A 20,304-nucleotide genomic window follows, 5' to 3' on the forward strand; every position below is an offset into this window, starting at 1 on the left:
TTGACGACGGGCGCCGCTTCGCCGCGCAGGCCGACTTCGGCGTGTCCGGTGCCGATCACCGACCAACGGCGATCACCGACTTCGACGTGAACATCGGCCTGCTCGGTATTGGTGCACACCGCGGTCGCCCCATCCGGATCGGTGTATGCCAAGCTGACACAACGGGTTTCGGGCTGGTCGACACGGATCAGCACCGACTGTCCGCTGATCCGGCCCTCCACCTGCCAGTGCTGCACGTCGAGGATGGTTCGCATCCGCAGCGCCGGCAACCCGCCGGCGGGCCAATCCTTTCCATCGATCCGGAACCGCACGAAGGCCATCGGTGGCAGCCGGCGCAGCCCGGGGGTGTGCGAAATCGCGGTGACCACTTCGAGGACGTCGCCATTGCCGAGGTCTGCGTGAATCCAGCCCCAGCGCTTGGCGTTACCGCGCCCGTAGATGTGGGCCACCCCGCCGCGCCAGCCGTCGAGGCGGTGCGCGGTGTTCTCGACGCTGACCGAGCCGGTGAACTGTGCGGTGGGGGCCAGAACGACTTGGGCGCCGGGCAGCAGTCCGCGCTCCCAGGCCGCGCGCGGAAACGTCCACAGCGGGCGGCCGGTGTCCTTCCAATGCAGATCCCACGCCAGTGACCCGGCGCGTCCGGCGAACTCTTCGCAGCCGATTCGCGCGTCGCCAACCCGGAACCAGCCGGGCCCGGTCGCCGGTCCAACCGGTTCGGGACCGAAGCGTTCGGTGCGTGGCGGCCCGTCGGCCGCGAACCATGTCGACCAGCCGTGCCCGTAGGGCGGCCCCTGCGTCGGTGCCACCGTTTCGTAATGCACCCACAGGCCGGCGCGGGTCACCGGATCCGACAACGTCGCGTACCAGACCTCCAGACGGCCGGGCTCACCGCGCCAGCGCGGCGCGGCCGCCGAACGCCGCTCGTCGTCCATGAGCGTCCACTATATTGGTTGAGCCAATGAACCATTGACGCCTTCCCTGCACAGAATGTGCTGAGATTCCATCCTCCGTGCGGCTGTCTCGGTGCTCATGTGAGCACCGCCGTAGGCCGGTGGATGATGAAAGTTCGCGCCGACCGACTCTGTCGCTTCGCGGCCCTGCGGGCGTTGATGCGCGCCACTGACCGCCGCGTAGGCGGCTGTCTGCGGCCTCGTCGCTTAGGTGATGCACTACGGCTGGGTCTCGGCGACCCGTCGACGTCGTGACGGTGGAACCAGCCGTTGTTGGCTGCTTCCAGATCCAGCCGATCAGAACCATCGGTACCTACTCGCACGTGCAGCCCGAGGTAGGCCGAGAACAGGTCCCGATGTTCTTTGATTCCGCACTCACAGCGGTGGACCCGTTGGGCGAGCGGCTTTTTCCTGCGATCCCCGCAGAGACATATTTGGGACAGCGCGGTCGTGTTGGGATTGAACTCGTAGAGGCGACCGCCGCCGGCGCTTTCAGCCTTGCGGCGGATAATCTCCACGAGCAACCCCGGGGCCCGGTCGCGCACACTGCGGGAGAAATTTTTCTGCCATGCGACGTAATCGAGCTTCTCGCATGCGATGTCGGTGCCGTGAGTCAACAGCCGGTTGGCCAACCGGCCGTGGAGTGTCTTGCGGTGCTGGGCAATCCGACGATGCAGCTCGGCCACGCCGACGCTGGTCCGTTTGGCGCTACTGGAGCGCTGCCAAGTGCAGCGGCCGGATCGGTGAGCGCCACCGCTGGTGAAGCAGCCTGGTGAGCCGCTGCGGTGTTGGCGGTCCAGGTGCCGCTGGGCACGACGCAGCCGAGCAGTCTCCAAGCGGATTCGATCAGCAAGGGGCTCCACCCAGCCAGCCCAGGTGCCATTACTGGATTGCACGGCCACCGCGATCTCCGAAGGGCCGAGATCAAAGGACACCCGAGCCTGCCCGACCGGGTGCCGCCGGGCTGGGCGCCCATCGCACACCAATTGCACCCGGTAGGTGTCGTGGCCGTTTATCACCGCGCACACAATCCGCGTGTGTAGCACCTTGCCGGCCGCGATTAACGCTTCGATCGCGGCCAGCTCAGCCTGCTGCTCTCTACCCCGCCGTCCTGACTCGGCAGGCGCGGCAATCGCGACGACAAACCCAGCACCCCACTGCAACCCCACCCAACGGCCGTGGGCATCAACCTTTGGGCGTAGTGCGCCGTTGCCGTCTTTGGCCGCAAGTGAACGCAGCCCACGCGATACCGACTTGAACCGAGGCCTACCCTTGCTGCCCAAATGCCACAGCTTGACCGCGTCGAATGCCCTCGCACCCAGATTCTGGGTCTCTTGTGCGCGCAGATGCTCACGCACCCACGACCGACGCAACCCTGACGCGAACGACTGCGCCGCGTCGCCGGTGAATCCGTATGCATGCTCGACCGTGCGGAATGCCGCAGCCCGGGCCGTACGCTCGGCCGGAGTACGGCCCGGCAACAACCGCGCCGCGTGCCAGGCCGGATCGCCCTTGATTGCGCGGCTACGCCCGATGAACTCACCTAACACCGCGTTATACACCCGGGTACCGGCGAAAAACCGTGTCCGAATATCCCGGCGCTGCGAAAGATCGGGACGCAGCGGCCACGACCGCACATGGGTAGGCGCCCCCTTGGGGCGCTTCCGCGCCCGCGGCTTAGCTATCGCCGATCCCGCCAGTTCAGCGTCCGCTGTCGGTTCGATGCGACAACCATTACCCATCTCCACAGCCACACCGTAAAGTCGACCACCGACACACTCACCGGCGCAGACACCTCCGGTCACCGACCTGTTTCGCCGTCTCTCGCGGTGGCGCGCTGTTGCCGATGACGTCAGGTGCCGCATCGACAGTCAAGCCGACCACGGTGTGCGTGGGCGATGGGCGGCAACAGACGATATGGGCCGGCATTCCGCTGGACCAGCGGACGGGTAGACGAGCAGACCGCCGAAGCGGCGCTCGATGGCGCCTTCCCGCCCAGGTCGACTCCGCCGCCCGCGGGGCAACTTGCCGAGCAGCTCGATGCTAACCACTCCTCGCTGGGGAGTGGCGGGCTCGGCTCCAGCACGTAGGCCTTACCCAGGCCAGACCTGGCGGCGGCAACGCGGGCTGTGGCCCGGGCGACCTAAGTCGTCCGGCGGTAGTCGAAACGTTGGTGCGTAAGGGCCGAAACTTCCTGGTCGAGTAGTTGTACCGCTGGGTCGAAGACGCCTTCGGTGGTCGCGAACATGAGCTCACCGCCGCCTACGACGACGCCGACACGGTGCTGGCCGAGTTGAGTGCGATCACCGACGCGGTGCTGACGCGCGAGACGACGACGGCCGCGGCCCGCGTCGAGGCCTATCTGGAAGCCAGCGCGCTGCGCATGGTCGAGTCCTTCCAGCAGGCGTACCCCGCGGATTAGCCGGCTATTCGGCGGCCCGGGTTGCCGGATGGACCGCGACGAGCCCTAATGCGCTGCGCCGCTTGCACATTGCGGCCAGTTCGGCGTAGGCCTTTTCACCGAGCAACTCGGTCAGTTCGGCGGCCAGGCTTTCCCACACCTGTTTGGCGCCGACATGGGCGGCCGGATCGCCGGTGCAATACCAGTGCAGGTCGGCGCCGCCGGCACCCCAGCCGCGGCGGTCGTATTCGGTGACGGTGGTTTTGAGGATCTCGCTGCCGTCTGGGCGGGTCACCCATTCCTGGCTCCGCCGGATCGGCAACTGCCAGCAGACGTCGGGCTTCATTGTCAGCGGCTGCACGTCGAGCCGCAGCGCCGCGGTGTGCAGCGCGCATCCCGGCCCGGCTTCGAACCCGGGCCGGTTCAAGAAGATGCACGCACCCTTGTATTTGCGGGTGCGCCACTGCTCCTCGCCGTCGTGCTCGTCGAGCTCGAGATAACCCTTGCGGCCCAGTCCCTTTTCCCGGAACTGCCAGTCGTCGTCGGTCAGCCGGGAGACGGCATCGTCGAGCCGGGCACGGTCGTCGTCATCGGACAAAAACGCTCCGTGCGAACAACATCCGTCGTCGGGGCGTCCGGCCACGGTGCCCTGGCAGGCCGGTGTGCCGAACACACACGTCCAGCGCGACAGCAGCCAGGTGAGGTCGGCTGCGATCAGGTGCTCGGGATTGTCCGGGTCGTAGAACTCCACCCATTCGCGGGCGAAGTCCAATTCGACCTCGCCGGGATGGGCCGAATGCGAGCTGGTCACGATTTCCACGGTAGACCAACGTTCGGTCCGCTCAACGCCAACGTAGGCTGGTGTTTCGTGCGATTGGGTGTGCTCGACGTGGGCAGTAACACGGTCCATCTGTTGGTCGTCGATGCGCGCCGGGGTGGACACCCGACGCCGATGAGTTCGACCAAGGCCACGCTGCGGCTGGCCGAGGCCACCGACAGCTCCGGCAAGATCACTCGCCGCGGTGCCGACAAACTGATTTCGACGATCGACGAGTTCAGCAAGATCGCGGTCAGCTCGGGCTGCGCGGAGCTGATGGCGTTTGCCACCTCGGCGGTTCGCGACGCGGAGAATTCCGAAGACGTGTTGTCCCGAGTGCGCGCCGAGACCGGCGTCGAGCTCCAGGTGCTGCGCGGGGTCGACGAGTCGCGGCTGACCTTCCTGTCGGTGCGCCGCTGGTACGGGTGGAGTGCCGGACGGATCATCAACCTCGACATCGGCGGCGGATCGCTGGAGCTGTCCAGCGGCGTCGACGAGGAACCCGAGGTCGCGTTGTCGCTGCCGCTGGGCGCCGGACGGCTGACCCGCGACTGGCTGCAAGACGATCCCCCCGGGCGGCGGCGAGTCGGCATGCTGCGCGACTGGCTGGACTCCGAGCTAGCCGACGCCAGCGAAACCGTCCTGGAATCGGGCAGCCCGGACCTCGCGGTTGCGACGTCGAAGACCTTCCGGTCGCTGGCCCGGCTCACCGGCGCGGCGCCCTCGGCGGCGGGGACCCGGGTGAAGCGGACGCTGACCGCCAGTGGCCTCAGACAACTCATATCTTTCATCTCTAGGATGACGACCGCTGACCGTGCCGAGCTGGAAGGAGTGAGTGCCGAGCGGGCGCCGCAGATCGTGGCGGGAGCTCTGGTGGCCGAGGCAAGTATGCGAGCGCTGTCGATCGAAACCGTGGACATCTGCCCGTGGGCGCTGCGGGAAGGTCTCATTTTGCGCAAACTCGACAGTGAAGCCGACGGAACCGCTCTTGTCGAAACGTCCGTGCGGGATGCTGGTAACCGGCACGCTGATCGGGCTGCTGTTGGCCGATCGAGGAGCAACACACCATGACTGGACCCAATGACAGCTCGAGCACCCGGCCGATCTCGGTCGCCGAACTGCTGGCCAAGAACGGCACTATCGGTGCGCCGCCGCCCGCCGGCCGTCGTCGCCGTCGGCGCGGCAACGACGATGCGGTGACCGTCGCCGAACTGACCGGCGAAATCCCGGTCGTCAGTGAAGACGCCGAGCCCGACGAGACACCCGCCGCTGCGCCGGCATCGCACTCCCGTCGCCCCAATGGCGCGGTCCGGGTTGACAAGCCGTCGGACGACGAGGCCGCCGACACCTCCCCGTACTGGTCCGAACCGCAGCCCCGCTGGCCGGAATCCCCGCCGCAGCCCGCGCGCGAATCGCGGCCCGAGCGCAGCCCCTATCCGCTGCCGCTGCGCAAATCCGTCCCGGTCGACGACGAGCAGACCGGCGACGATGCCGACCGGACTGCGGCGCAAGCAGGTGCCGAGGGGATGAACCCGGATCCGTTGGAGGATTACGCCGGCATGCCGGTCGACGTGATGGACACCGACGTGCGGGAAGCCGAACCGGCTGCTGACGACTCCGCGTACGTGCGGTCGTATCTGCGCGCCTCGGCCAGCCGACTCTTCGGCGGCAAGAGCGCTTCCGATGACGTCGATGTTGATGCCGAAGCCGAGGCCGACGACGACTACGCCGACATCGACGACGTCGACGAGGATTATCCCGACGTCGACGATCTCGACGGCGAAGTGGCCGCTGATGTCGATGACGCCTATGCGTGGTCCGGTCGCACCGAAACCATGGTGCGCGGCGGTGTGGTTGTGCTGCAGTCGATCCTGGCCGTCGCCTTCGGTGCCGGGCTGTTCATCGCGTTCGACCAGCTGTGGCGGTGGAACAACATCGTGGCCCTGGTGCTGTCGGTGCTGGTCATTCTCGGCCTGGTGGTCGGGGTGCGGGTGGTCCGCAAGACCGAGGACATCGCCAGCACGTTGATCGCGGTCGCGGTGGGGGCACTGGTGACGCTGGGGCCGTTGGCGTTGTTGCAGTCCGGCTAACTGGTCAGTGCGCCCAGCCATCAAGGTCGGTCTGTCGACGGCCTCGGTCTATCCGATGAGGACCGAGGCCGCCTTCGAGTACGCGGCCAACCTCGGCTACGACGGTGTCGAGCTGATGGTGTGGGGCGAATCGGTCAGCCAGGATGTTGCCGCCGTCGCCAAGCTCTCCCGGCGCTACCGGATGCCGGTGCTGTCGGTGCACGCCCCCTGTCTGCTGATCTCGCAACGGGTGTGGGGCGCCAATCCGATTTCCAAGCTGGAACGCAGCGTGCGGGCCGCCGAAAAGCTGGGCGCCCAAACCGTCGTCGTGCATCCGCCGTTTCGGTGGCAGCGGCGCTACGCCGAAGGGTTCGCCGAGCAGGTCGCCGAACTGGAAGCCGCCGGCGACGTGCTGGTGGCCGTCGAGAACATGTTCCCGTTCCGCGCCGACCGGTTCTTCGGAGCCGGGCAGTCCATCGAGCGGATGCGACGCCGGGGCGGGGGGCCCGGCCTGGGCATTTCGGCGTTCTCGCCGTCCTACGATCCGTTGGACGGAAACCACGCGCACTACACGCTGGACCTGTCCCATACCGCGACCGCCGGCAGCGACGCGCTGGAAATGGCCGAACGGATGGGTTCGGGCCTGGTGCATCTGCATCTGTGCGACGGCAACGGGCTGCCCGCCGACGAGCACCTGGTGCCCGGCAGGGGCAGCCAGCCGGTCGTGGAGGTGTGCGAGATGCTGGCCGCCGGCGGCTTCGCGGGCCACGTCGTGCTGGAAGTTTCCACGTCGGCGGCGCGTTCGGCCCACGAGCGGGAAGCCATGCTGACCGAGTCGCTGCAGTTTGCCCGGACGTATCTGTTGCGTTGAGGCCCGAAGGACACTGATGAGTTCTGGATCAACCCTGTTCAGCGACGCGATGATGTTGCGCGAGACGGAAGTCGACGGCGTGTTTGAGGGGGAGCTGAACGAGCACTGGACCATTGGGCCCAAGGTGCACGGCGGCGCGATGCTGGCGTTGTGCGCCAATGCCGCGCGCACGACACACGGTGAGCCCAACGTGCAGCCGGTCGCGGTGTCGGGCAGCTACCTGTGGGCGCCGGACCCCGGCCCGATGCAACTGGTGACGTCGATCCGCAAGCGCGGCCGGCGGATCAGCGTGGTCGATGTCGAGCTCAATCAGGGCGAGCGGACCGCGGTGCACGCCGTGGTCACCCTCGGCGAGCCCGAGCACATGGTCCCGCCGTTGCTGTCGGCCAACCCGGTCACGGAGCTGATGGCGCCCGAACCGCCCGCTGACGTCGCGCCGATCGGGCCTGGGCATCCGATGGCCGGACTGGTGCACCTGGCCGAGGGCTGCGACGTGCGGCCGCTGGTTTCGACGCTGGAGCCCACCGATGGCCGGCCACCGATGATCCAGATGTGGGTGCGGCCGCGCGGCATGGCTCCCGATGTGCTGTTCGCGCTGATGTGCGGGGACGTGTCGGCGCCGGTGAGCTTCGCGGTGGGCCGCACCGGCTGGGCGCCCACCGTGCAACTCACCGCATATCTGCGCGGATTACCGGCCGACGGCTGGCTGCGGGTGGTGTGCACGTGCATGCAGATCGGCCAGGACTGGTTCGACGAAGACCACACCGTCGTCGACTGCGAGGGCCGCATCGTGGTGCAGACCCGTCAGCTGGCGATGGTGCCTGGTCGCTGAGTAACCGAGGTCTGCCATGCTTGCCCCCATGGCCAGAATCGCGATCATCGGCGGCGGCAGCATGGGGGAGGCGTTGCTGTCCGGCCTGCTGCGGGCGGGGCGGCAGGTCAAAGACCTCGTGGTGGCCGAACGACTGCCCGTCCGCGCCCGCTACCTAGCCGAGACGTATTCGGTGTTGGTGACCTCGCTGACCGACGCAGTGGAAAACGCGACGTTCATCATCGTCGCGGTGAAGCCCTCCGACGTCGAGTCGGTCGTCGGCGAGATCGCGCATGCGGCCTCCCAGGCCGAGGACGACAGCCCCGAGCAGGTGTTCATCACCGTCGCGGCCGGGGTCACCATCAGCTACCTGGAAGCCAAGCTGCCGGCCGGCACACCGGTGGTGCGGGTGATGCCCAACGCGCCGGCGTTGGTCGGGGCGGGAGTCAGCGCGCTGGCCAAAGGCCGCTTTGTCGCCCCCGAACAGCTCAAAGAGGTTGCCGCATTGTTCGACTGCGTCGGCGGGGTGCTCACCGTCCCGGAGACCCAGCTGGACGCGGTGACCGCGGTGTCCGGTTCGGGCCCGGCGTATTTCTTCCTGATGGTCGAGGCGTTAGTCGACGCGGGCGTCGGCGTCGGCCTGACCCGTCAGGTCGCCACCGAACTGGTCGCCCAGACGATGGCGGGATCGGCGGCGATGTTGTTGGAGCGGATGGAGCAGGACCGGGCCCCGGCCAGCGAAGCGGCGCCCGACCTCACCATCGATACGACGGCGGCGCGGCTGCGGGCGACGGTGACGTCGCCGGGCGGCACTACTGCGGCTGCGCTGCGGGAACTCGAGCGCGCCGGTTTGCGCAGTGCAGTCGACGGGGCGGTGCAGGCCGCTAAAAGGCGCTCTGAGCAGCTAAGAATCACATCAGAGTAATTCATAAATTTTTTCTGATTTCCTACCACCCGTCGCAGGAACCCCACTAGTCCCGCTATTCTCCTCTTTGTATGCACGCGTGCGTGCCAGCGGAGGGGAAGCCGCTGGGACTGCGCGGGCCTGACTGATTGGGTTGCGATGACGTCTATGAACGGGCCATCGGCGCGGGATTCAGCTGGCGGCAAATCGGCACGGGACACTGGTTCGCCCGACGGCCAACAGCCCAGGACACAATTTCTCACTGTGGCCGAGGTGGCGGCGCTGATGCGGGTCAGCAAGATGACGGTCTACCGGTTGGTTCACAACGGTGAACTGCCTGCGGTTCGCGTCGGGCGATCTTTCCGGGTGCACGCGAAGGCCGTGCACGACATGCTGGAGAGCTCCTACTTCGACGCCGGCTAAGGCCCACACCGCGTTGAGGGTGTGTTCACGGCGTCCACTGTGCACACAGGGCGGCGCTCCTCGGCGTGTCGCCGCGCTGGATGCACAGTCGACGCTTTTCCGTTCCGGGTGGCGGCCCAGGTAGAGTAACCGGGTCATTTCAGCAGCGGCCACGGTGGACTCGGATGGCCACACAGATAGCGGAGTTATGGGCTCAGTAATCAAGAAGCGGCGCAAGAGGATGTCGAAGAAGAAGCACCGCAAGCTGCTTCGCCGTACCCGGGTGCAGCGCAGAAAACTCGGCAAGTAATTTTCAGCCCGAACTCGCCGCTGGCCGCCGTTGTTTGGTAACGCCGTGGTAGCACCAGCCCGTTAGGCTGGCGGGGTGGATTCGACGGGCGATCAACCCAGTCCCGGACCGGGCGCCAAATCTCGCGGCACGGGCACCGATACGGTCCATTACCCGAAAGTCGTGCTGGTTACCGGTGCGTGCCGGTTTCTGGGCGGTTTCCTGACGGCCCGACTTGCCCAAAACCCGTTGATCAACCGGGTGATCGCGGTGGATGCGATTGCCCCCAGCAAGGACATGCTGCGGCGGATGGGCCGCGCTGAATTCGTCCGCGCCGATATCCGCAACCCGTTTATCGCCAAGGTGATTCGAAACGGCGATGTCGACACCGTGGTGCACGCGGCGGCGGCGTCGTTTGCGCCGCGGGCCGGCGGCGGCGCGGCGTTGAAGGAAATCAACGTCATGGGCGCGATGCAATTGTTCGCGGCTTGCCAAAAGGCGCCCTCGTTGCGCCGGGTCGTGCTGAAGTCGACGTCGGAGGTCTACGGGTCCAGCCCGCACGACCCGGTGATGTTCACCGAGGACAGCAGCAGCCGTCGCCCCTTTCGGGAAGGCTTCCCCAAAGACAGCCTCGACATCGAGGGGTATGCGCGCGGGCTGGGCCGGCGGCGGTCCGATATCTCGGTGACAATTCTGCGGCTGGCCAACATGATCGGGCCGGCGATGGACACCACGCTGTCGCGCTACCTGGCCGGGCCGCTGGTCCCGACGGTGGCAGGCCGCGACGCCCGCCTGCAGTTGCTGCACGAGCAAGACGCCCTGAGCGCATTGGAGCGCGCCGCGATGGCCGGCAAGCCCGGCACCTTCAACGTCGGCGCCAGCGGGATCATGATGCTGTCCCAGGCGATCCGGCGGGCCGGCCGGATCCCGCTGCCGGTACCTGGATTCGGACTATGGGCGCTCGATTCGCTGAGACGGGCTAATCGCTATACCGAAATCAATCGTGAGCAACTCGACTATCTCAGCTATGGCCGAGTTATGGACACCACCCGAATGCGCGACGAACTCGACTTTCACCCAAAGTGGACGACGGCTGAAGCATTCGACGATTACCTTCGCGGCCGAGCCATGGCTCCCATTCTCAAGCCTGAGTTGGTACTCTCCTTGGAAGGTCATGCCGTATCCGCAGCGCAGCGCCTAGGCAACCTGAAATCAATCCCATGGGGTGGGGGCAGGTAGATATCGTGGCGGGCGAAAACAGGGCGAAAGTCATTCCGCTGCACTCGAATCCGAATCGTGCAGCCGCGCAGCGGCGTGCCGGTCAACGGACCGAGGCCGCACGCCGACACCCGTCACTGCTTTCCGACCCGGACGCGCGGGCATCGGCCGAGCAGATTGCCGCGGTCGTCCGCGAGATCGATCAGCATCGGCGGCTCGCCGGCGGCAAGCCCCTGGCCGCATCGTCGGGCAACGACCTTGCGCAGCGGGTGGGCGCCGTCGCCGAATTCCTCCGCCAGCGGCTCACCGGTGACTACAACATCGACGAGTTCGGCTTCGACCCGCATTTCAACGACGCGATCGTGCGGCCTTTGCTGCGGTTCTTCTTCAAGTCCTGGTTCCGCGTCGAGGTCAGCGGTGTTGAGAATCTGCCGGACACCGGTGCCGCGCTGGTAGTCGCCAACCACGCCGGGGTGCTGCCGTTCGACGGGCTGATGGCCTCGGTGGCAGTGCACGACGAACACCCGGCCGGCCGCGACCTGCGGTTGTTGGCCGCCGACATGGTGTTCGACCTGCCGGTGATCGGCGAGACCGCCCGTAAGGCCGGCCACACCATGGCCTGCACCGCCGATGCCCACCGGCTGCTGGCCGCCGGCGAACTCACCGCAGTGTTCCCCGAGGGATACAAGGGACTGGGCAAGCGATTCAAGGACCGCTACAAGCTGCAGCGCTTCGGTCGCGGCGGGTTCGTGTCGGCGGCGCTACGCACCAAGGCGCCGATCGTGCCGTGCTCGATCGTCGGCTCCGAGGAGATCTATCCGATGGTGGCCGACCTCAAGCTGCTGGCCCGGCTGTTCGGCCTGCCCTACTTCCCGATCACCCCGTTATTCCCGCTGGCCGGTCCGGCCGGGCTGTTGCCGTTGCCGTCGAAATGGCACATCGCCTTCGGTGAGCCGATCTCGACGACCGATTACGAAGCGGCCGACGCCGATGACCCGATGGTCACCTTCGAATTGACGGATCAGGTGCGCGAGACGATCCAGCAGACGCTGTACCGCCTATTGGCCGGGCGTCGCAACGTGTTCTTGGGCTAGTTCCCGCCGGCGAGCAGACGCAGAATCGCACGTTTCGCCGCGAAATCGTGCGATTCTGCGTCTGCTCGCGGAACTACGGCTTGACCAGGGTGAACTGGCAGACGTCGGTGTTGCCGTTGCGGAACAGATTGGCGCAGCCGGTCAGATATTTCATGTACCGGTCGTAGACCTCTTCGGACTGAATCGCGATGGCCTCGTCCTTGCGCGATTCCAGCGCTGCGGCCCAGGTGTCCAGTGTCCGCGCGTAGTGCAACCGCAGCGGCTGCACGCGGTCGAGCCGGAAGCCGGCCTTGGTGGCGTGCTCCTCGACCGTCGCGACTGCCGGCAGCCGCCCGCCCGGGAAGATCTCGTCCATGATGAATTTCACGAAGCGGATCAGCGTCATCGTCGTCTTGATCTGGCGCTGCTCAAGTTCCTCAACGCTGGGAATCACGATGGTGTGCAACATCATCACCCCGTCGGCCGGCAACGCTTCGTACGCCATCGTGAAGAAGTCGTCGTAGCGGTCGAAACCGAAGTGCTCGAACGCGCCGATCGACACGATCCGGTCGACCGGCTCGTGGAACTGCTCCCAGCCCTGTAGCCGCACTTCTTTGGAGCGCGGGCTCTCCATGGCGTCGAACGAGTTCTGGACGTGGCCAGCCTGGTTCTTGCTCAGCGTCAACCCGATCACGTTGACGTCGTAGCGCTGCACAGCGCGCCGCAGCGTGGCGCCCCAGCCGCAGCCGACGTCGAGCAGCGTCATCCCCGGCTGCAGGCCCAGCTTGCCCAGCGACAGGTCGATCTTGGCCAGCTGCGCCTCTTCCAGCGTCATGTCGTCGCGCTCGAAGTAGGCGCAGCTGTAGGTTTGCGACGGGTCGAGGAACAGCCGGTAGAAGTCGTCGGACAGGTCGTAGTGCGACTGCACGTCGTCAAAATGCGGCGTCAGATCGGTGTTCATTGGCTCGTTGGCCCCCTGGTTCATCGCGCTGACACTAAGCCCCGCCCCGAATCGACGCAATTGCGGCGATCGTCGCGGCCGTATCGGTGTCTGGGTTGGACGATTCCCCAAGCATAGTGACGATGCTGGTGATCACTGGTGTGCCGTCGGCGTCGGTGACCTCGCTGCGGATCTCGGCAATCACCGTGCCGTGGGACTCGATCACCGAGTCCAGGTAGGTGTCGAAGTACAGCCGGTCGCCGGCCATGATCGGCCGGTGGAAGACGAATTTCTGGTCCCGGTGTAGTACCCGGGCGAGATTGATCGGAATGTCGAATTTGGTGAAGACGTCCAGTTGGACGCGCCGTCCGGCGACGGCGAGGAAGGTCAGCGACGCGACCACCGCCGGATGGCCCGCTTCGGTGGCAGCGATTTCGGAGATGTGCATGGGGTGTTCGTCTTGGACCGCACTCGCGAACTCGCGGATTTTTTCGCGTCCGACCTCGAAGTAGTCCGGGAATCGGTAATGGGTGCCGATGAGTTCCTCGGTACCTTCGGGCACTGCCATGCGCTGCTCTCCGCTCGTATGGGCTCAGCGGCGCAGCCTATCAGCGGAATTGCCGATTAACCGCCTCGCGCGCTACTCGCGCTCGTGTCGACGCGACACGGGGTGGATGCGGTCGGTGCGCCCCTCGCGCGCTACTCGCGCTCGTGTCGACGCGACACGGCCGCCGCCAGGGCCCCACCGGCCGCGCCCAGCGCCAGCGCCGACGGGACCCCGATCCGGGCCGCTTTGCGCGCGGTCCGAAAGTCGCGGATCTCCCAACCGCGTTCCCGGGCCAGGCTGCGCAGCCGGGCGTCGGGGTTGATGGCGACCGCGGTGCCCACCAGCGACAGCATCGGCACGTCGTTGTAACTGTCGGAGTAGGCGGTGCAGCGCCTGAGGTTCAGCCCCTCCCGGATGGCCAGCGAGCGCACGGCGTGGGCCTTACCGGTGCCGTGCAACAGTTCGCCGACCAGCCTGCCGGTGAACACCCCGTCGACCGATTCGGCGACGGTGCCCAGCGCCCCGGTCAAACCCAGCCGGCTGGCGATCGTCACCGCGAGCTCGTAGGGCGTGGCAGTGACCAGCCACACCTGCTGGCCCGCGTCGAGGTGCATCTGCGCCAATTCCCGGGTGCCCGTCCAGATCTTATCGGCGATGATCTCGTCGTAAATCTCCTCGCCGAGCGCCATCAGCTCGGTGGTCGGCCGGCCTTCGATGAATGCCAGCGCCTTGCGCCGGCCGGCCGCGACGTCGTCGCTGTTTTCCCGGCCGGACAGCTGAAACTTGGCCTGCGCGTAAATGAACCCGAGCACGTCGCGGTAGGTGAAGTACTTGCGGGCGGCCAGCCCCCGGCCGAAATGCACCAGCGAGGAGCCCTGCACCAGGGTGTTGTCCACGTCGAAGAACGCGGCCGCGGTGAGATCGATCGGCGGCTGCTCGGCATCCGGCGCGTCAGCAGCATGCAACCCGTCGAGCGCACGTTCAGCGCTGGCGTTGGAAGCTACCGTCTGCGGGTCGACTCCGCCCGGGCCGAGAGACACCATCTCCGACCTCCTCTCGGTGCGCCGACTCTGCCGGTTCAACCCTATCCGCCCAGGGCTTGCCGCCTTGCTCCGTGAGACAGGTGCCACACTGTGGCCATGGGCCCCCGGCAGGTGCAGTTGCTGACCCGCGACGGATGTGCGATCTGTGCGCGGGTCTACTCCCAACTGGCCGAGCTGGGCGCCGAATTGGGTTTCGAGCTGTCGGCCACCGACGTCGACGCGGCGGCGGCCGACGGAAACCCCGGGCTGCGCGCCGAATTCGGCGATCGGCTGCCGGTGGTTCTGCTCGACGGCCGCGAGCACAGCTACTGGGAAGTCGATGAGCCCCGGCTGCGCGCCGATCTGGCCGAACGGTGACGTCCGCGGCCGTCACCCCGTGACCAGCGCAACGCGAATTTGGTGGCCAACCTGTCGAACGACTACCGTGGATGTCAGTTCGTTCACTGGACTTCGTTCGTTTTTTTGGGCAAAGGGGCAGGCCAGGTGATTCAGCCGTGAGCGTCCTGCTCTTCGGGGTCTCCCACCGCAGCGCGCCGGTTTCCGTTCTGGAGCAACTGTCGACCGATGAATCCGACCAGATCAAGATCATCGATGAGGTGCTGCAGTCGCCGCTGGTGACCGAGGCCATGGTGCTGTCGACCTGCAACCGGGTCGAGGTTTACGCGGTGGTCGACGCCTTCCACGGCGGGCTGTCGGTGATCGGGCAAGTGCTGTCCGAGCATTCCGGGATGTCGCTGGGAGATCTGACCAAATACGCCTACGTCCGTTACAGCGAGGCCGCCGTCGAGCATCTGTTCGCGGTCGCCGGCGGCTTGGATTCGGCGGTGCTCGGCGAGCAGCAGGTGCTCGGCCAGGTGCGCCGCGCGTACGCGACCGCCGAGGCCAACCGCACGGTGGGCCGGGTGCTGCACGAGCTGGCTCAGCGCGCGCTGGCCGTGGGCAAGCGGGTGCATTCGGAGACCGGGATCGACGCCGCGGGCGCCTCGGTGGTGTCGGTGGCGCTCGGCATGGCCGGCAACAAGCTGGGTGAGGCCGGCCTGGCCGGCAAGACCGCCGTGGTGATCGGCGCCGGCGCGATGGGGGCGCTGTCGGCGGCGCATCTGGCCCGGGCGGGCATCGAGCACGTCCACGTCGTCAACCGATCGCTCCCCCGCGCGCAGCGGCTGGCCCGCAAGGTCCGCGAATGCGGCGCCAAGGCCGAGGCCTGGAGTCTCGAGCGGCTGCCGACTGCGCTGGCCGACGCCGACGTCGTGGTCAGCTGCACCGGTGCGGTGCGCCCGGTGGTTTCGCTGGCCGACGTGCATCACGCGCTGGCCGCCGCCCGCCGGGACGAATCCGCTCAGCCACTGGTGATCTGCGACCTCGGCATGCCGCGCGACGTCGACCCGGCGGTGGCCGGCCTGCCCGGCGTCTGGGTCGTCGACATGGATCGCGTGCAGCGCGAACCGTCGGCGCGAGCCGCAGCCGCCGATGCCGATGCCGCCCGCCACATCGTCGCCGGCGAAGTTGCCACCTATCTGGCCGGCCAGCGGATGGCCGAGGTGACCCCGACGGTGACCGCGCTGCGTCAGCGCGCCGCCAACGTCGTCGAGGCGGAGTTGCTGAGGCTGGACAATCGGCTGCCCGGGCTCGAGGCCACCCAGCGCGACGAGGTTGCCCGCACCGTACGGCGAGTGGTGGACAAACTCCTGCACGCACCGACCGTGCGGATCAAGCAGCTGGCCAGCGCACCCGGCGGCGACAGCTACGCCGAGGCGTTGCGTGAGCTTTTCGAACTCGACCAGACCGCCGTCGACGCTGTCGCCACGGCTGGCGAATTGCCCTCCGTCCCAACCGATTCCACTGAGTAGCCGCTTGACCGACGTGATCCGGATAGGCACTCGGGGAAGCTTGTTGGCCACCACCCAGGCCGGTGGTGTCCGAGACGCTCTGGTGGCTGCTGGCCATTCCGCGGAGCTGGTCACCGTCAGTACCAAGGGCGACCGTTCGTCCGATCCGATCGAGACCCTCGGCGTCGGCGTGTTCACCGCGGCGCTGCGCGAGGCCATCGAGGACGGCCGCGTCGACGCGGCAGTGCACTCGCACAAGGATTTGCCCACCGCCGACGATCCGCGCTTCACGGTGGCGGCCATACCTGCGCGGGAAGACCCCCGTGACGCCGTGGTGGCCCGCGACGGACTGGTGCTGGCGGAGTTGCCGGCGGGCTCGGTGGTGGGCACGTCATCGCCCCGGCGGGCCGCGCAGCTTAGAGCACTGGGTCTCGGTTTGGAAATCCGCCCCCTAAGAGGCAACCTAGATACCAGGTTGAACAGGGTAAGCAGTGGTGATCTCGACGCGATCGTGGTGGCTCGGGCGGGTCTGGCCCGGCTGGGCCGGCTCGACGCTGTCACCGAGGCGCTCGATCCGGTGCAGATGTTGCCAGCGCCGGCTCAAGGAGCGCTCGCTGTCGAGTGCCGCGCCGGGGATACCGGACTGGCGGCACTGTTGGCGGAGCTCGACGACGTCGACACCCGCGCGGCAGTCACCGCCGAGCGTGCCCTGCTCGCCGAACTGGAGGCAGGTTGCTCCGCGCCGGTGGGCGCGATCGCCGAGGTGGTCGAGTCCATCGACGAGGACGACTCACATGTCTTCGAGGAGCTGTCGCTGCGCGGCTGCGTGGCGGCGCTGGACGGATCCGACGTGATCCGCGCGTCCGGTATCGGCAGTCCGGGGCGGGCACGAGAGCTGGGGCTCTCGGTGGCCGCGGAGCTGTTCGAGCTGGGGGCTCGGGAGCTCATGTCGGGCAGCGCGCGGTAGGAACCCGCGCGAGAACGAGGTGGGAGTAGCACATGACTCGCCAAGTAGGCGTACGAGGACGTAAGCCGAAGCCGGGCCACATCACGTTTGTGGGCTCTGGCCCGGGAGACCCCGGTCTGCTGACGACGCGGGCCGTCGTGGCGCTGGCGAACGCCGCCCTGGTCTTCACCGACCCCGACGTGCCGGAGCCAGTGCTGGCGTTGATCGGCAAGGACCTGCCGCCGGTATCCGGTCCGGCCGAGCCCGATCCAGACACCGCCGAGGGTGCAGCTGACGACACCCCCGCTGCGGTGGTGTCGGTCGGTCCGGACATCCGGCCGGCTCTGGGAGATGCGGCTGAGGTAGCCAAAACGCTTGTCGCCGAGGCTCGTTCCGGGGCCGACGTGGTACGGCTGGTGTCCGGTGACCCGCTGTCGGTGGACGCGGTCATCACCGAGGTCAACGCGGTGGCGCGCAGTCACCTGCATTTCGAAATCGTGCCGGGACTGGCGCCCAGCTCCGCGACCCCGACGTATGCGGGGCTGCCGCTGGGCTCGTCGCACACTGTCGCCGACGTGCGCGCCGACCTCAAAGAGGACGACTGGTCGGCGCTGGCCGCCGCACCGGGCCCGCTGATCCTGCAGGCCACCGCATCGCATGCGGCCGACGCGGCGCGCACCCTGGTCGAGTACGGGCTCACCGAGTCGACGCCGTGCGTGGTGACCGCGTCCGGCACCACCTGCGCGCAGCGTTCGGTGGAGTCGACGCTGGGCGTGCTGGCCGAAGGGGCCGCGCTGGGCGGCACCGATCCGGCCGGGCCGTTGACCGGACCGGTGGTGATGACCATCGGCAAGACGGTGGCCAACCGGGCCAAGCTGAACTGGTGGGAGAGCCGCGCCTTGTACGGCTGGACCGTGCTGGTGCCGCGGACCAAGGATCAGGCCGGCGAGATGAGCGAGCGGCTGACCGGACACGGTGCGCTGCCGATCGAGGTACCCACGATCGCCGTCGAGCCCCCGCGTAGTCCCGCTCAGATGGAACGCGCGGTCAAGGGCCTGGTCGACGGCCGCTACCAGTGGGTGGTGTTCACCTCCACCAACGCGGTGCGTGCGGTGTGGGAGAAGTTCGGCGAGTTCGGGCTGGACGCCCGGGCGTTCTCCGGAGTGAAGATCGCCTGTGTGGGCGAGGCGACCGCCGACCGGGTGCGCGCCTTCGGGATCAGCCCGGAGCTGGTGCCCTCGGGTGAGCAGTCTTCGCTGGGCCTGCTCGACGAATTCCCGCCCTACGACAGCATTTTCGATCCGGTCAACCGGGTTTTGCTGCCGCGGGCCGACATTGCGACCGAGACGCTGGCCGAAGGGCTGCGCGAACGCGGCTGGGAGATCGAGGACGTCACCGCCTATCGGACGGTACGGGCCGCCCCGCCGCCGGCAGCCACCCGCGAAATGATCAAGACCGGCGGATTCGATGCGGTCTGCTTCACGTCGTCGTCGACGGTGCGCAACCTGGTCGGCATCGCCGGCAAGCCGCACGCGCGGACCATCGTCGCCTGCATCGGCCCCAAAACCGCCGAAACGGCCGCCGAATTCGGTTTGCGCGTCGACGTACAGCCGGAGACCGCCGCGGTGGGTCCGCTGATCGAGGCGCTGGCCGAGCACGCGGCCCGGCTGCGGGCCGAGGGCGCGTTGCCGCCGCCGCGTAAGAAGAGCCGCAGGCGCTAGTGGCCTATCCGCGGCAGCGCCCGCGCCGGCTCCGTTCGACACCGGCGATGCGCCGCCTGGTGGCGGAAACGTCGGTCGAGCCACGGCATTTGGTGCTGCCGATGTTCGTCGCCGACGGCGTCGACGAGCCGCGACCGATCGCGTCGTTGCCCGGGGTGGTGCAGCACAGTCGCGACTCGCTGCGCGCCGCGGCCGTCGAGGCGGTGACCGCCGGGGTGGGCGGGCTGATGCTGTTCGGGGTGCCCCGCGAGCAGGACAAGGACGCCACGGGCACGGCCGGCTGTGACCCGGACGGCATCCTCAACGTCGCATTGCGCGATTTGGCCAAGGACCTCGGCGAGGCGACGGTGCTGATGGCCGATACCTGCCTCGATGAGTTCACCGACCACGGGCATTGCGGCGTCCTCGACGAGCGCGGCCGGGTCGACAATGATGCTACGCTGGCGCGGTATGTGGAACTTGCTGTGGCGCAGGCGAATTCGGGCGCTCATGTGGTCGGGCCAAGTGGAATGATGGACGGGCAGGTGGCGGCCATCCGCGACGGGCTGGATGCGGCCGGTCACACCGACGTGGTCATCCTGGCCTACGCCGCCAAGTTCGCGTCGGCGTTTTACGGCCCGTTCCGGGAGGCGGTGAGCTCGAGCCTGTCCGGTGACCGCCGCACCTATCAGCAAGAGCCCGGCAACGCTCGCGAAGCGCTGCGCGAGGTGCAGTTGGATCTCGACGAGGGCGCCGACATCGTCTTGGTCAAACCGGCGATGGGCTACTTGGACGTGGTCGCCGCGGCCGCGGACATCTCGCCGGTGCCGGTGGCCGCCTATCAGGTGTCGGGGGAGTACGCGATGCTCGCCGCGGCCGCGGCCAACGGGTGGATCGACAAGCGGGCCGCCGTGCTGGAGTCGTTGACGTGCATCCGGCGCGCCGGCGCCGACATCGTGCTGACCTACTGGGCCGCCGAGGCGGCAGGCTGGCTTTCATGACCGAACCGCCCAGCTGGCCGAGCTCCCCGCCGGGACCGCCCGGGCCGCCGGCCCCGCCTGGTCCGCCGCCGGGCGAGCCCCAGACCCGCCCGGTGGACGTCGATACCGGCTTTTGGCTGTGGCTGGCCGCGCTGCCGTTGATGCTGATCGGCTATGTGGTCGACCTGGTCGCATCCCCGACCAGTACCGGGTCCGGGCTGGTGTTGGCTGCATCCTTGCTGTTCGCGGCGGTGCTGTGCGCGATCGTCGTGACGTTCCTGATCCTGATGCGGGCCGGTTATCGCTGGGCCCGCACCATATTGACCGGCGGCGGCATCGCCGCGGTTGTCTACATCGCGAGCCGGCTGTTCAGTGTGGACTGGCCGCCGGTGGCGGCGGTGATCTGTGCGGTCAGCGGCATTATCGGCTGCGTGCTGATCGCCGGGGGAATGTTTTTGCTGCATCGCAGCGACGCGCACGACTACTTCACCCGGTGAGCGTTAGTCTTCTGCTT

Annotated in this window: 23 protein-coding genes; 17 read left to right on the top strand and 6 right to left on the bottom strand. The window is 67.7% G+C overall.

Features of this window, described 5'->3' with window-relative positions; translation table 11 throughout:
* Both AC5Y5W_RS07790 and AC5Y5W_RS07795 read right to left on the bottom strand, forming a co-directional pair.
* Positions 1 to 932 (bottom strand): tocopherol cyclase family protein (locus AC5Y5W_RS07790; RefSeq protein WP_500022262.1); only part of this gene is annotated, 932 nt, incomplete at its 3' end.
* Between the two features lie 95 nt (positions 933 to 1,027).
* On the bottom strand, positions 1,028 to 2,704 hold the full coding sequence (locus AC5Y5W_RS07795) for a nuclease/transposase family protein (protein ID WP_500022263.1): 1,677 nt from the start codon (positions 2,702 to 2,704) through the stop codon (positions 1,028 to 1,030).
* 144 nt (positions 2,705 to 2,848) lie between these two features.
* Here AC5Y5W_RS07795 and AC5Y5W_RS07800 point away from each other — a divergent pair, with 144 nt between their 5' ends.
* Together AC5Y5W_RS07800 and AC5Y5W_RS07805 are read left to right on the top strand one after the other, a co-directional pair.
* Positions 2,849 to 3,040: a hypothetical protein gene (locus AC5Y5W_RS07800; protein ID WP_500011324.1), complete on the top strand. Its 192-nt coding sequence runs from the start codon at positions 2,849 to 2,851 to the stop codon at positions 3,038 to 3,040.
* Between the two features lie 116 nt (positions 3,041 to 3,156).
* On the top strand, positions 3,157 to 3,372 hold the full coding sequence (locus AC5Y5W_RS07805; protein WP_500022264.1) for a hypothetical protein: 216 nt from the start codon (positions 3,157 to 3,159) through the stop codon (positions 3,370 to 3,372).
* A 4-nt stretch (positions 3,373 to 3,376) separates the two neighbouring features.
* On the opposite strand, the gene AC5Y5W_RS07810 is transcribed toward AC5Y5W_RS07805, so the two are convergent.
* On the bottom strand, positions 3,377 to 4,162 hold the full coding sequence (locus tag AC5Y5W_RS07810; RefSeq protein WP_499887300.1) for a DUF3109 family protein: 786 nt from the start codon (positions 4,160 to 4,162) through the stop codon (positions 3,377 to 3,379).
* A 57-nt stretch (positions 4,163 to 4,219) separates the two neighbouring features.
* On the opposite strand from AC5Y5W_RS07810, the gene AC5Y5W_RS07815 reads away from it, so the two are divergent.
* The 9 genes from AC5Y5W_RS07815 to AC5Y5W_RS07855 all read left to right on the top strand — a co-directional run bounded on the left by AC5Y5W_RS07815 (position 4,220) and on the right by AC5Y5W_RS07855 (position 11,826).
* Positions 4,220 to 5,239, top strand: coding sequence for a Ppx/GppA family phosphatase (locus tag AC5Y5W_RS07815; protein WP_499887298.1), 1,020 nt, complete (start codon positions 4,220 to 4,222; stop codon positions 5,237 to 5,239).
* Positions 5,236 to 6,258 carry an Rv0497 family membrane protein gene (locus AC5Y5W_RS07820; protein ID WP_500011320.1) on the top strand — a complete coding sequence of 341 codons (1,023 nt, stop codon included), beginning with the start codon at positions 5,236 to 5,238 and terminating at the stop codon, positions 6,256 to 6,258. The genes AC5Y5W_RS07815 and AC5Y5W_RS07820 overlap by 4 nt, the downstream gene beginning before the upstream one ends.
* Positions 6,259 to 6,265: 7 nt before the next feature.
* On the top strand, positions 6,266 to 7,108 hold the full coding sequence (locus tag AC5Y5W_RS07825; protein WP_499887296.1) for a sugar phosphate isomerase/epimerase family protein: 843 nt from the start codon (positions 6,266 to 6,268) through the stop codon (positions 7,106 to 7,108).
* Between the two features lie 16 nt (positions 7,109 to 7,124).
* Positions 7,125 to 7,940, top strand: coding sequence for a thioesterase family protein (locus AC5Y5W_RS07830; protein ID WP_500011319.1), 816 nt, complete (start codon positions 7,125 to 7,127; stop codon positions 7,938 to 7,940).
* A 28-nt stretch (positions 7,941 to 7,968) separates the two neighbouring features.
* Positions 7,969 to 8,844 (top strand): pyrroline-5-carboxylate reductase, encoded by an 876-nt coding sequence (gene proC / locus AC5Y5W_RS07835; RefSeq protein ID WP_500011317.1) that lies wholly within the window; start codon positions 7,969 to 7,971, stop codon positions 8,842 to 8,844.
* A gap of 138 nt (positions 8,845 to 8,982) precedes the next feature.
* The gene (locus tag AC5Y5W_RS07840) at positions 8,983 to 9,246 is read left to right on the top strand and encodes a helix-turn-helix domain-containing protein (RefSeq protein WP_065016121.1); all 264 of its coding nucleotides are present in this window, start codon (positions 8,983 to 8,985) and stop codon (positions 9,244 to 9,246) included.
* 187 nt (positions 9,247 to 9,433) lie between these two features.
* Positions 9,434 to 9,535 (top strand): 30S ribosomal protein bS22, encoded by a 102-nt coding sequence (locus AC5Y5W_RS07845; RefSeq protein ID WP_003402602.1) that lies wholly within the window; start codon positions 9,434 to 9,436, stop codon positions 9,533 to 9,535.
* A gap of 162 nt (positions 9,536 to 9,697) precedes the next feature.
* Positions 9,698 to 10,753, top strand: a complete 1,056-nt coding sequence (locus AC5Y5W_RS07850) for an SDR family oxidoreductase (RefSeq protein ID WP_500011497.1) — start codon at positions 9,698 to 9,700, stop codon at positions 10,751 to 10,753.
* Positions 10,735 to 11,826: a lysophospholipid acyltransferase family protein gene (locus AC5Y5W_RS07855; RefSeq protein ID WP_500011315.1), complete on the top strand. Its 1,092-nt coding sequence runs from the start codon at positions 10,735 to 10,737 to the stop codon at positions 11,824 to 11,826. Before AC5Y5W_RS07850 ends, AC5Y5W_RS07855 begins: the two co-directional genes overlap by 19 nt.
* 73 nt (positions 11,827 to 11,899) lie before the next feature.
* On the opposite strand, the gene AC5Y5W_RS07860 is transcribed toward AC5Y5W_RS07855, so the two are convergent.
* The 3 genes from AC5Y5W_RS07860 to AC5Y5W_RS07870 all read right to left on the bottom strand — a co-directional run bounded on the left by AC5Y5W_RS07860 (position 11,900) and on the right by AC5Y5W_RS07870 (position 14,335).
* Entirely contained in the window at positions 11,900 to 12,766 is an 867-nt protein-coding gene (locus AC5Y5W_RS07860) for a cyclopropane mycolic acid synthase family methyltransferase (protein ID WP_500011495.1), read from the bottom strand.
* Positions 12,767 to 12,800: 34 nt separating this feature from the next.
* Entirely contained in the window at positions 12,801 to 13,313 is a 513-nt protein-coding gene (locus tag AC5Y5W_RS07865; protein WP_500011313.1) for an FAS1-like dehydratase domain-containing protein, read from the bottom strand.
* A gap of 131 nt (positions 13,314 to 13,444) precedes the next feature.
* Positions 13,445 to 14,335 carry an HAD family hydrolase gene (locus tag AC5Y5W_RS07870; protein WP_500011311.1) on the bottom strand — a complete coding sequence of 297 codons (891 nt, stop codon included), beginning with the start codon at positions 14,333 to 14,335 and terminating at the stop codon, positions 13,445 to 13,447.
* Between the two features lie 96 nt (positions 14,336 to 14,431).
* Between AC5Y5W_RS07870 and AC5Y5W_RS07875 the strand changes: the two genes are divergently transcribed.
* The 6 genes from AC5Y5W_RS07875 (at position 14,432) to AC5Y5W_RS07900 (ending at position 20,287) form a co-directional block, all read left to right on the top strand.
* Positions 14,432 to 14,692, top strand: coding sequence for a glutaredoxin family protein (locus tag AC5Y5W_RS07875; protein ID WP_500011309.1), 261 nt, complete (start codon positions 14,432 to 14,434; stop codon positions 14,690 to 14,692).
* A gap of 137 nt (positions 14,693 to 14,829) precedes the next feature.
* A complete protein-coding gene (locus tag AC5Y5W_RS07880) occupies positions 14,830 to 16,185 on the top strand; it encodes a glutamyl-tRNA reductase (RefSeq protein ID WP_500011307.1) in 1,356 nt (451 codons plus the stop codon).
* A 13-nt stretch (positions 16,186 to 16,198) separates the two neighbouring features.
* Positions 16,199 to 17,131: a hydroxymethylbilane synthase gene (gene hemC / locus AC5Y5W_RS07885; protein WP_500011493.1), complete on the top strand. Its 933-nt coding sequence runs from the start codon at positions 16,199 to 16,201 to the stop codon at positions 17,129 to 17,131.
* 32 nt (positions 17,132 to 17,163) lie between these two features.
* On the top strand, positions 17,164 to 18,831 hold the full coding sequence (locus AC5Y5W_RS07890) for a bifunctional uroporphyrinogen-III C-methyltransferase/uroporphyrinogen-III synthase (RefSeq protein WP_500011305.1): 1,668 nt from the start codon (positions 17,164 to 17,166) through the stop codon (positions 18,829 to 18,831).
* Positions 18,831 to 19,811, top strand: a complete 981-nt coding sequence (gene hemB, locus AC5Y5W_RS07895; protein ID WP_500011303.1) for a porphobilinogen synthase — start codon at positions 18,831 to 18,833, stop codon at positions 19,809 to 19,811. The genes AC5Y5W_RS07890 and hemB overlap by 1 nt, the downstream gene beginning before the upstream one ends.
* On the top strand, positions 19,808 to 20,287 hold the full coding sequence (locus tag AC5Y5W_RS07900) for a hypothetical protein (protein WP_499887286.1): 480 nt from the start codon (positions 19,808 to 19,810) through the stop codon (positions 20,285 to 20,287). Before hemB ends, AC5Y5W_RS07900 begins: the two co-directional genes overlap by 4 nt.
* The last annotated feature ends 17 nt before the right edge of the window (positions 20,288 to 20,304 follow it).

Source organism: Mycobacterium sp. NGS51, from assembly GCF_059812525.1.

Bases quoted from the DNA above. Each gene is read 5' to 3' on its own strand.
- AC5Y5W_RS07800 (WP_500011324.1), top strand. From the start codon at position 2,849: ATGGGCGGCAACAGACGATATGGGCCGGCATTCCGCTGGACCAGCGGA.
- AC5Y5W_RS07820 (WP_500011320.1), top strand. From the start codon at position 5,236: ATGACTGGACCCAATGACAGCTCGAGCACCCGGCCGATCTCGGTCGCC.
- AC5Y5W_RS07830 (WP_500011319.1), top strand. From the start codon at position 7,125: ATGAGTTCTGGATCAACCCTGTTCAGCGACGCGATGATGTTGCGCGAG.
- proC (WP_500011317.1), top strand. From the start codon at position 7,969: ATGGCCAGAATCGCGATCATCGGCGGCGGCAGCATGGGGGAGGCGTTG.
- AC5Y5W_RS07840 (WP_065016121.1), top strand. From the start codon at position 8,983: ATGACGTCTATGAACGGGCCATCGGCGCGGGATTCAGCTGGCGGCAAA.
- AC5Y5W_RS07845 (WP_003402602.1), top strand. From the start codon at position 9,434: ATGGGCTCAGTAATCAAGAAGCGGCGCAAGAGGATGTCGAAGAAGAAG.
- AC5Y5W_RS07855 (WP_500011315.1), top strand. From the start codon at position 10,735: ATGGGGTGGGGGCAGGTAGATATCGTGGCGGGCGAAAACAGGGCGAAA.
- AC5Y5W_RS07860 (WP_500011495.1), bottom strand. From the start codon at position 12,766: ATGAACACCGATCTGACGCCGCATTTTGACGACGTGCAGTCGCACTAC.
- AC5Y5W_RS07865 (WP_500011313.1), bottom strand. From the start codon at position 13,313: ATGGCAGTGCCCGAAGGTACCGAGGAACTCATCGGCACCCATTACCGA.
- AC5Y5W_RS07870 (WP_500011311.1), bottom strand. From the start codon at position 14,335: ATGGTGTCTCTCGGCCCGGGCGGAGTCGACCCGCAGACGGTAGCTTCC.
- AC5Y5W_RS07875 (WP_500011309.1), top strand. From the start codon at position 14,432: ATGGGCCCCCGGCAGGTGCAGTTGCTGACCCGCGACGGATGTGCGATC.
- AC5Y5W_RS07890 (WP_500011305.1), top strand. From the start codon at position 17,164: ATGACTCGCCAAGTAGGCGTACGAGGACGTAAGCCGAAGCCGGGCCAC.
- AC5Y5W_RS07900 (WP_499887286.1), top strand. From the start codon at position 19,808: ATGACCGAACCGCCCAGCTGGCCGAGCTCCCCGCCGGGACCGCCCGGG.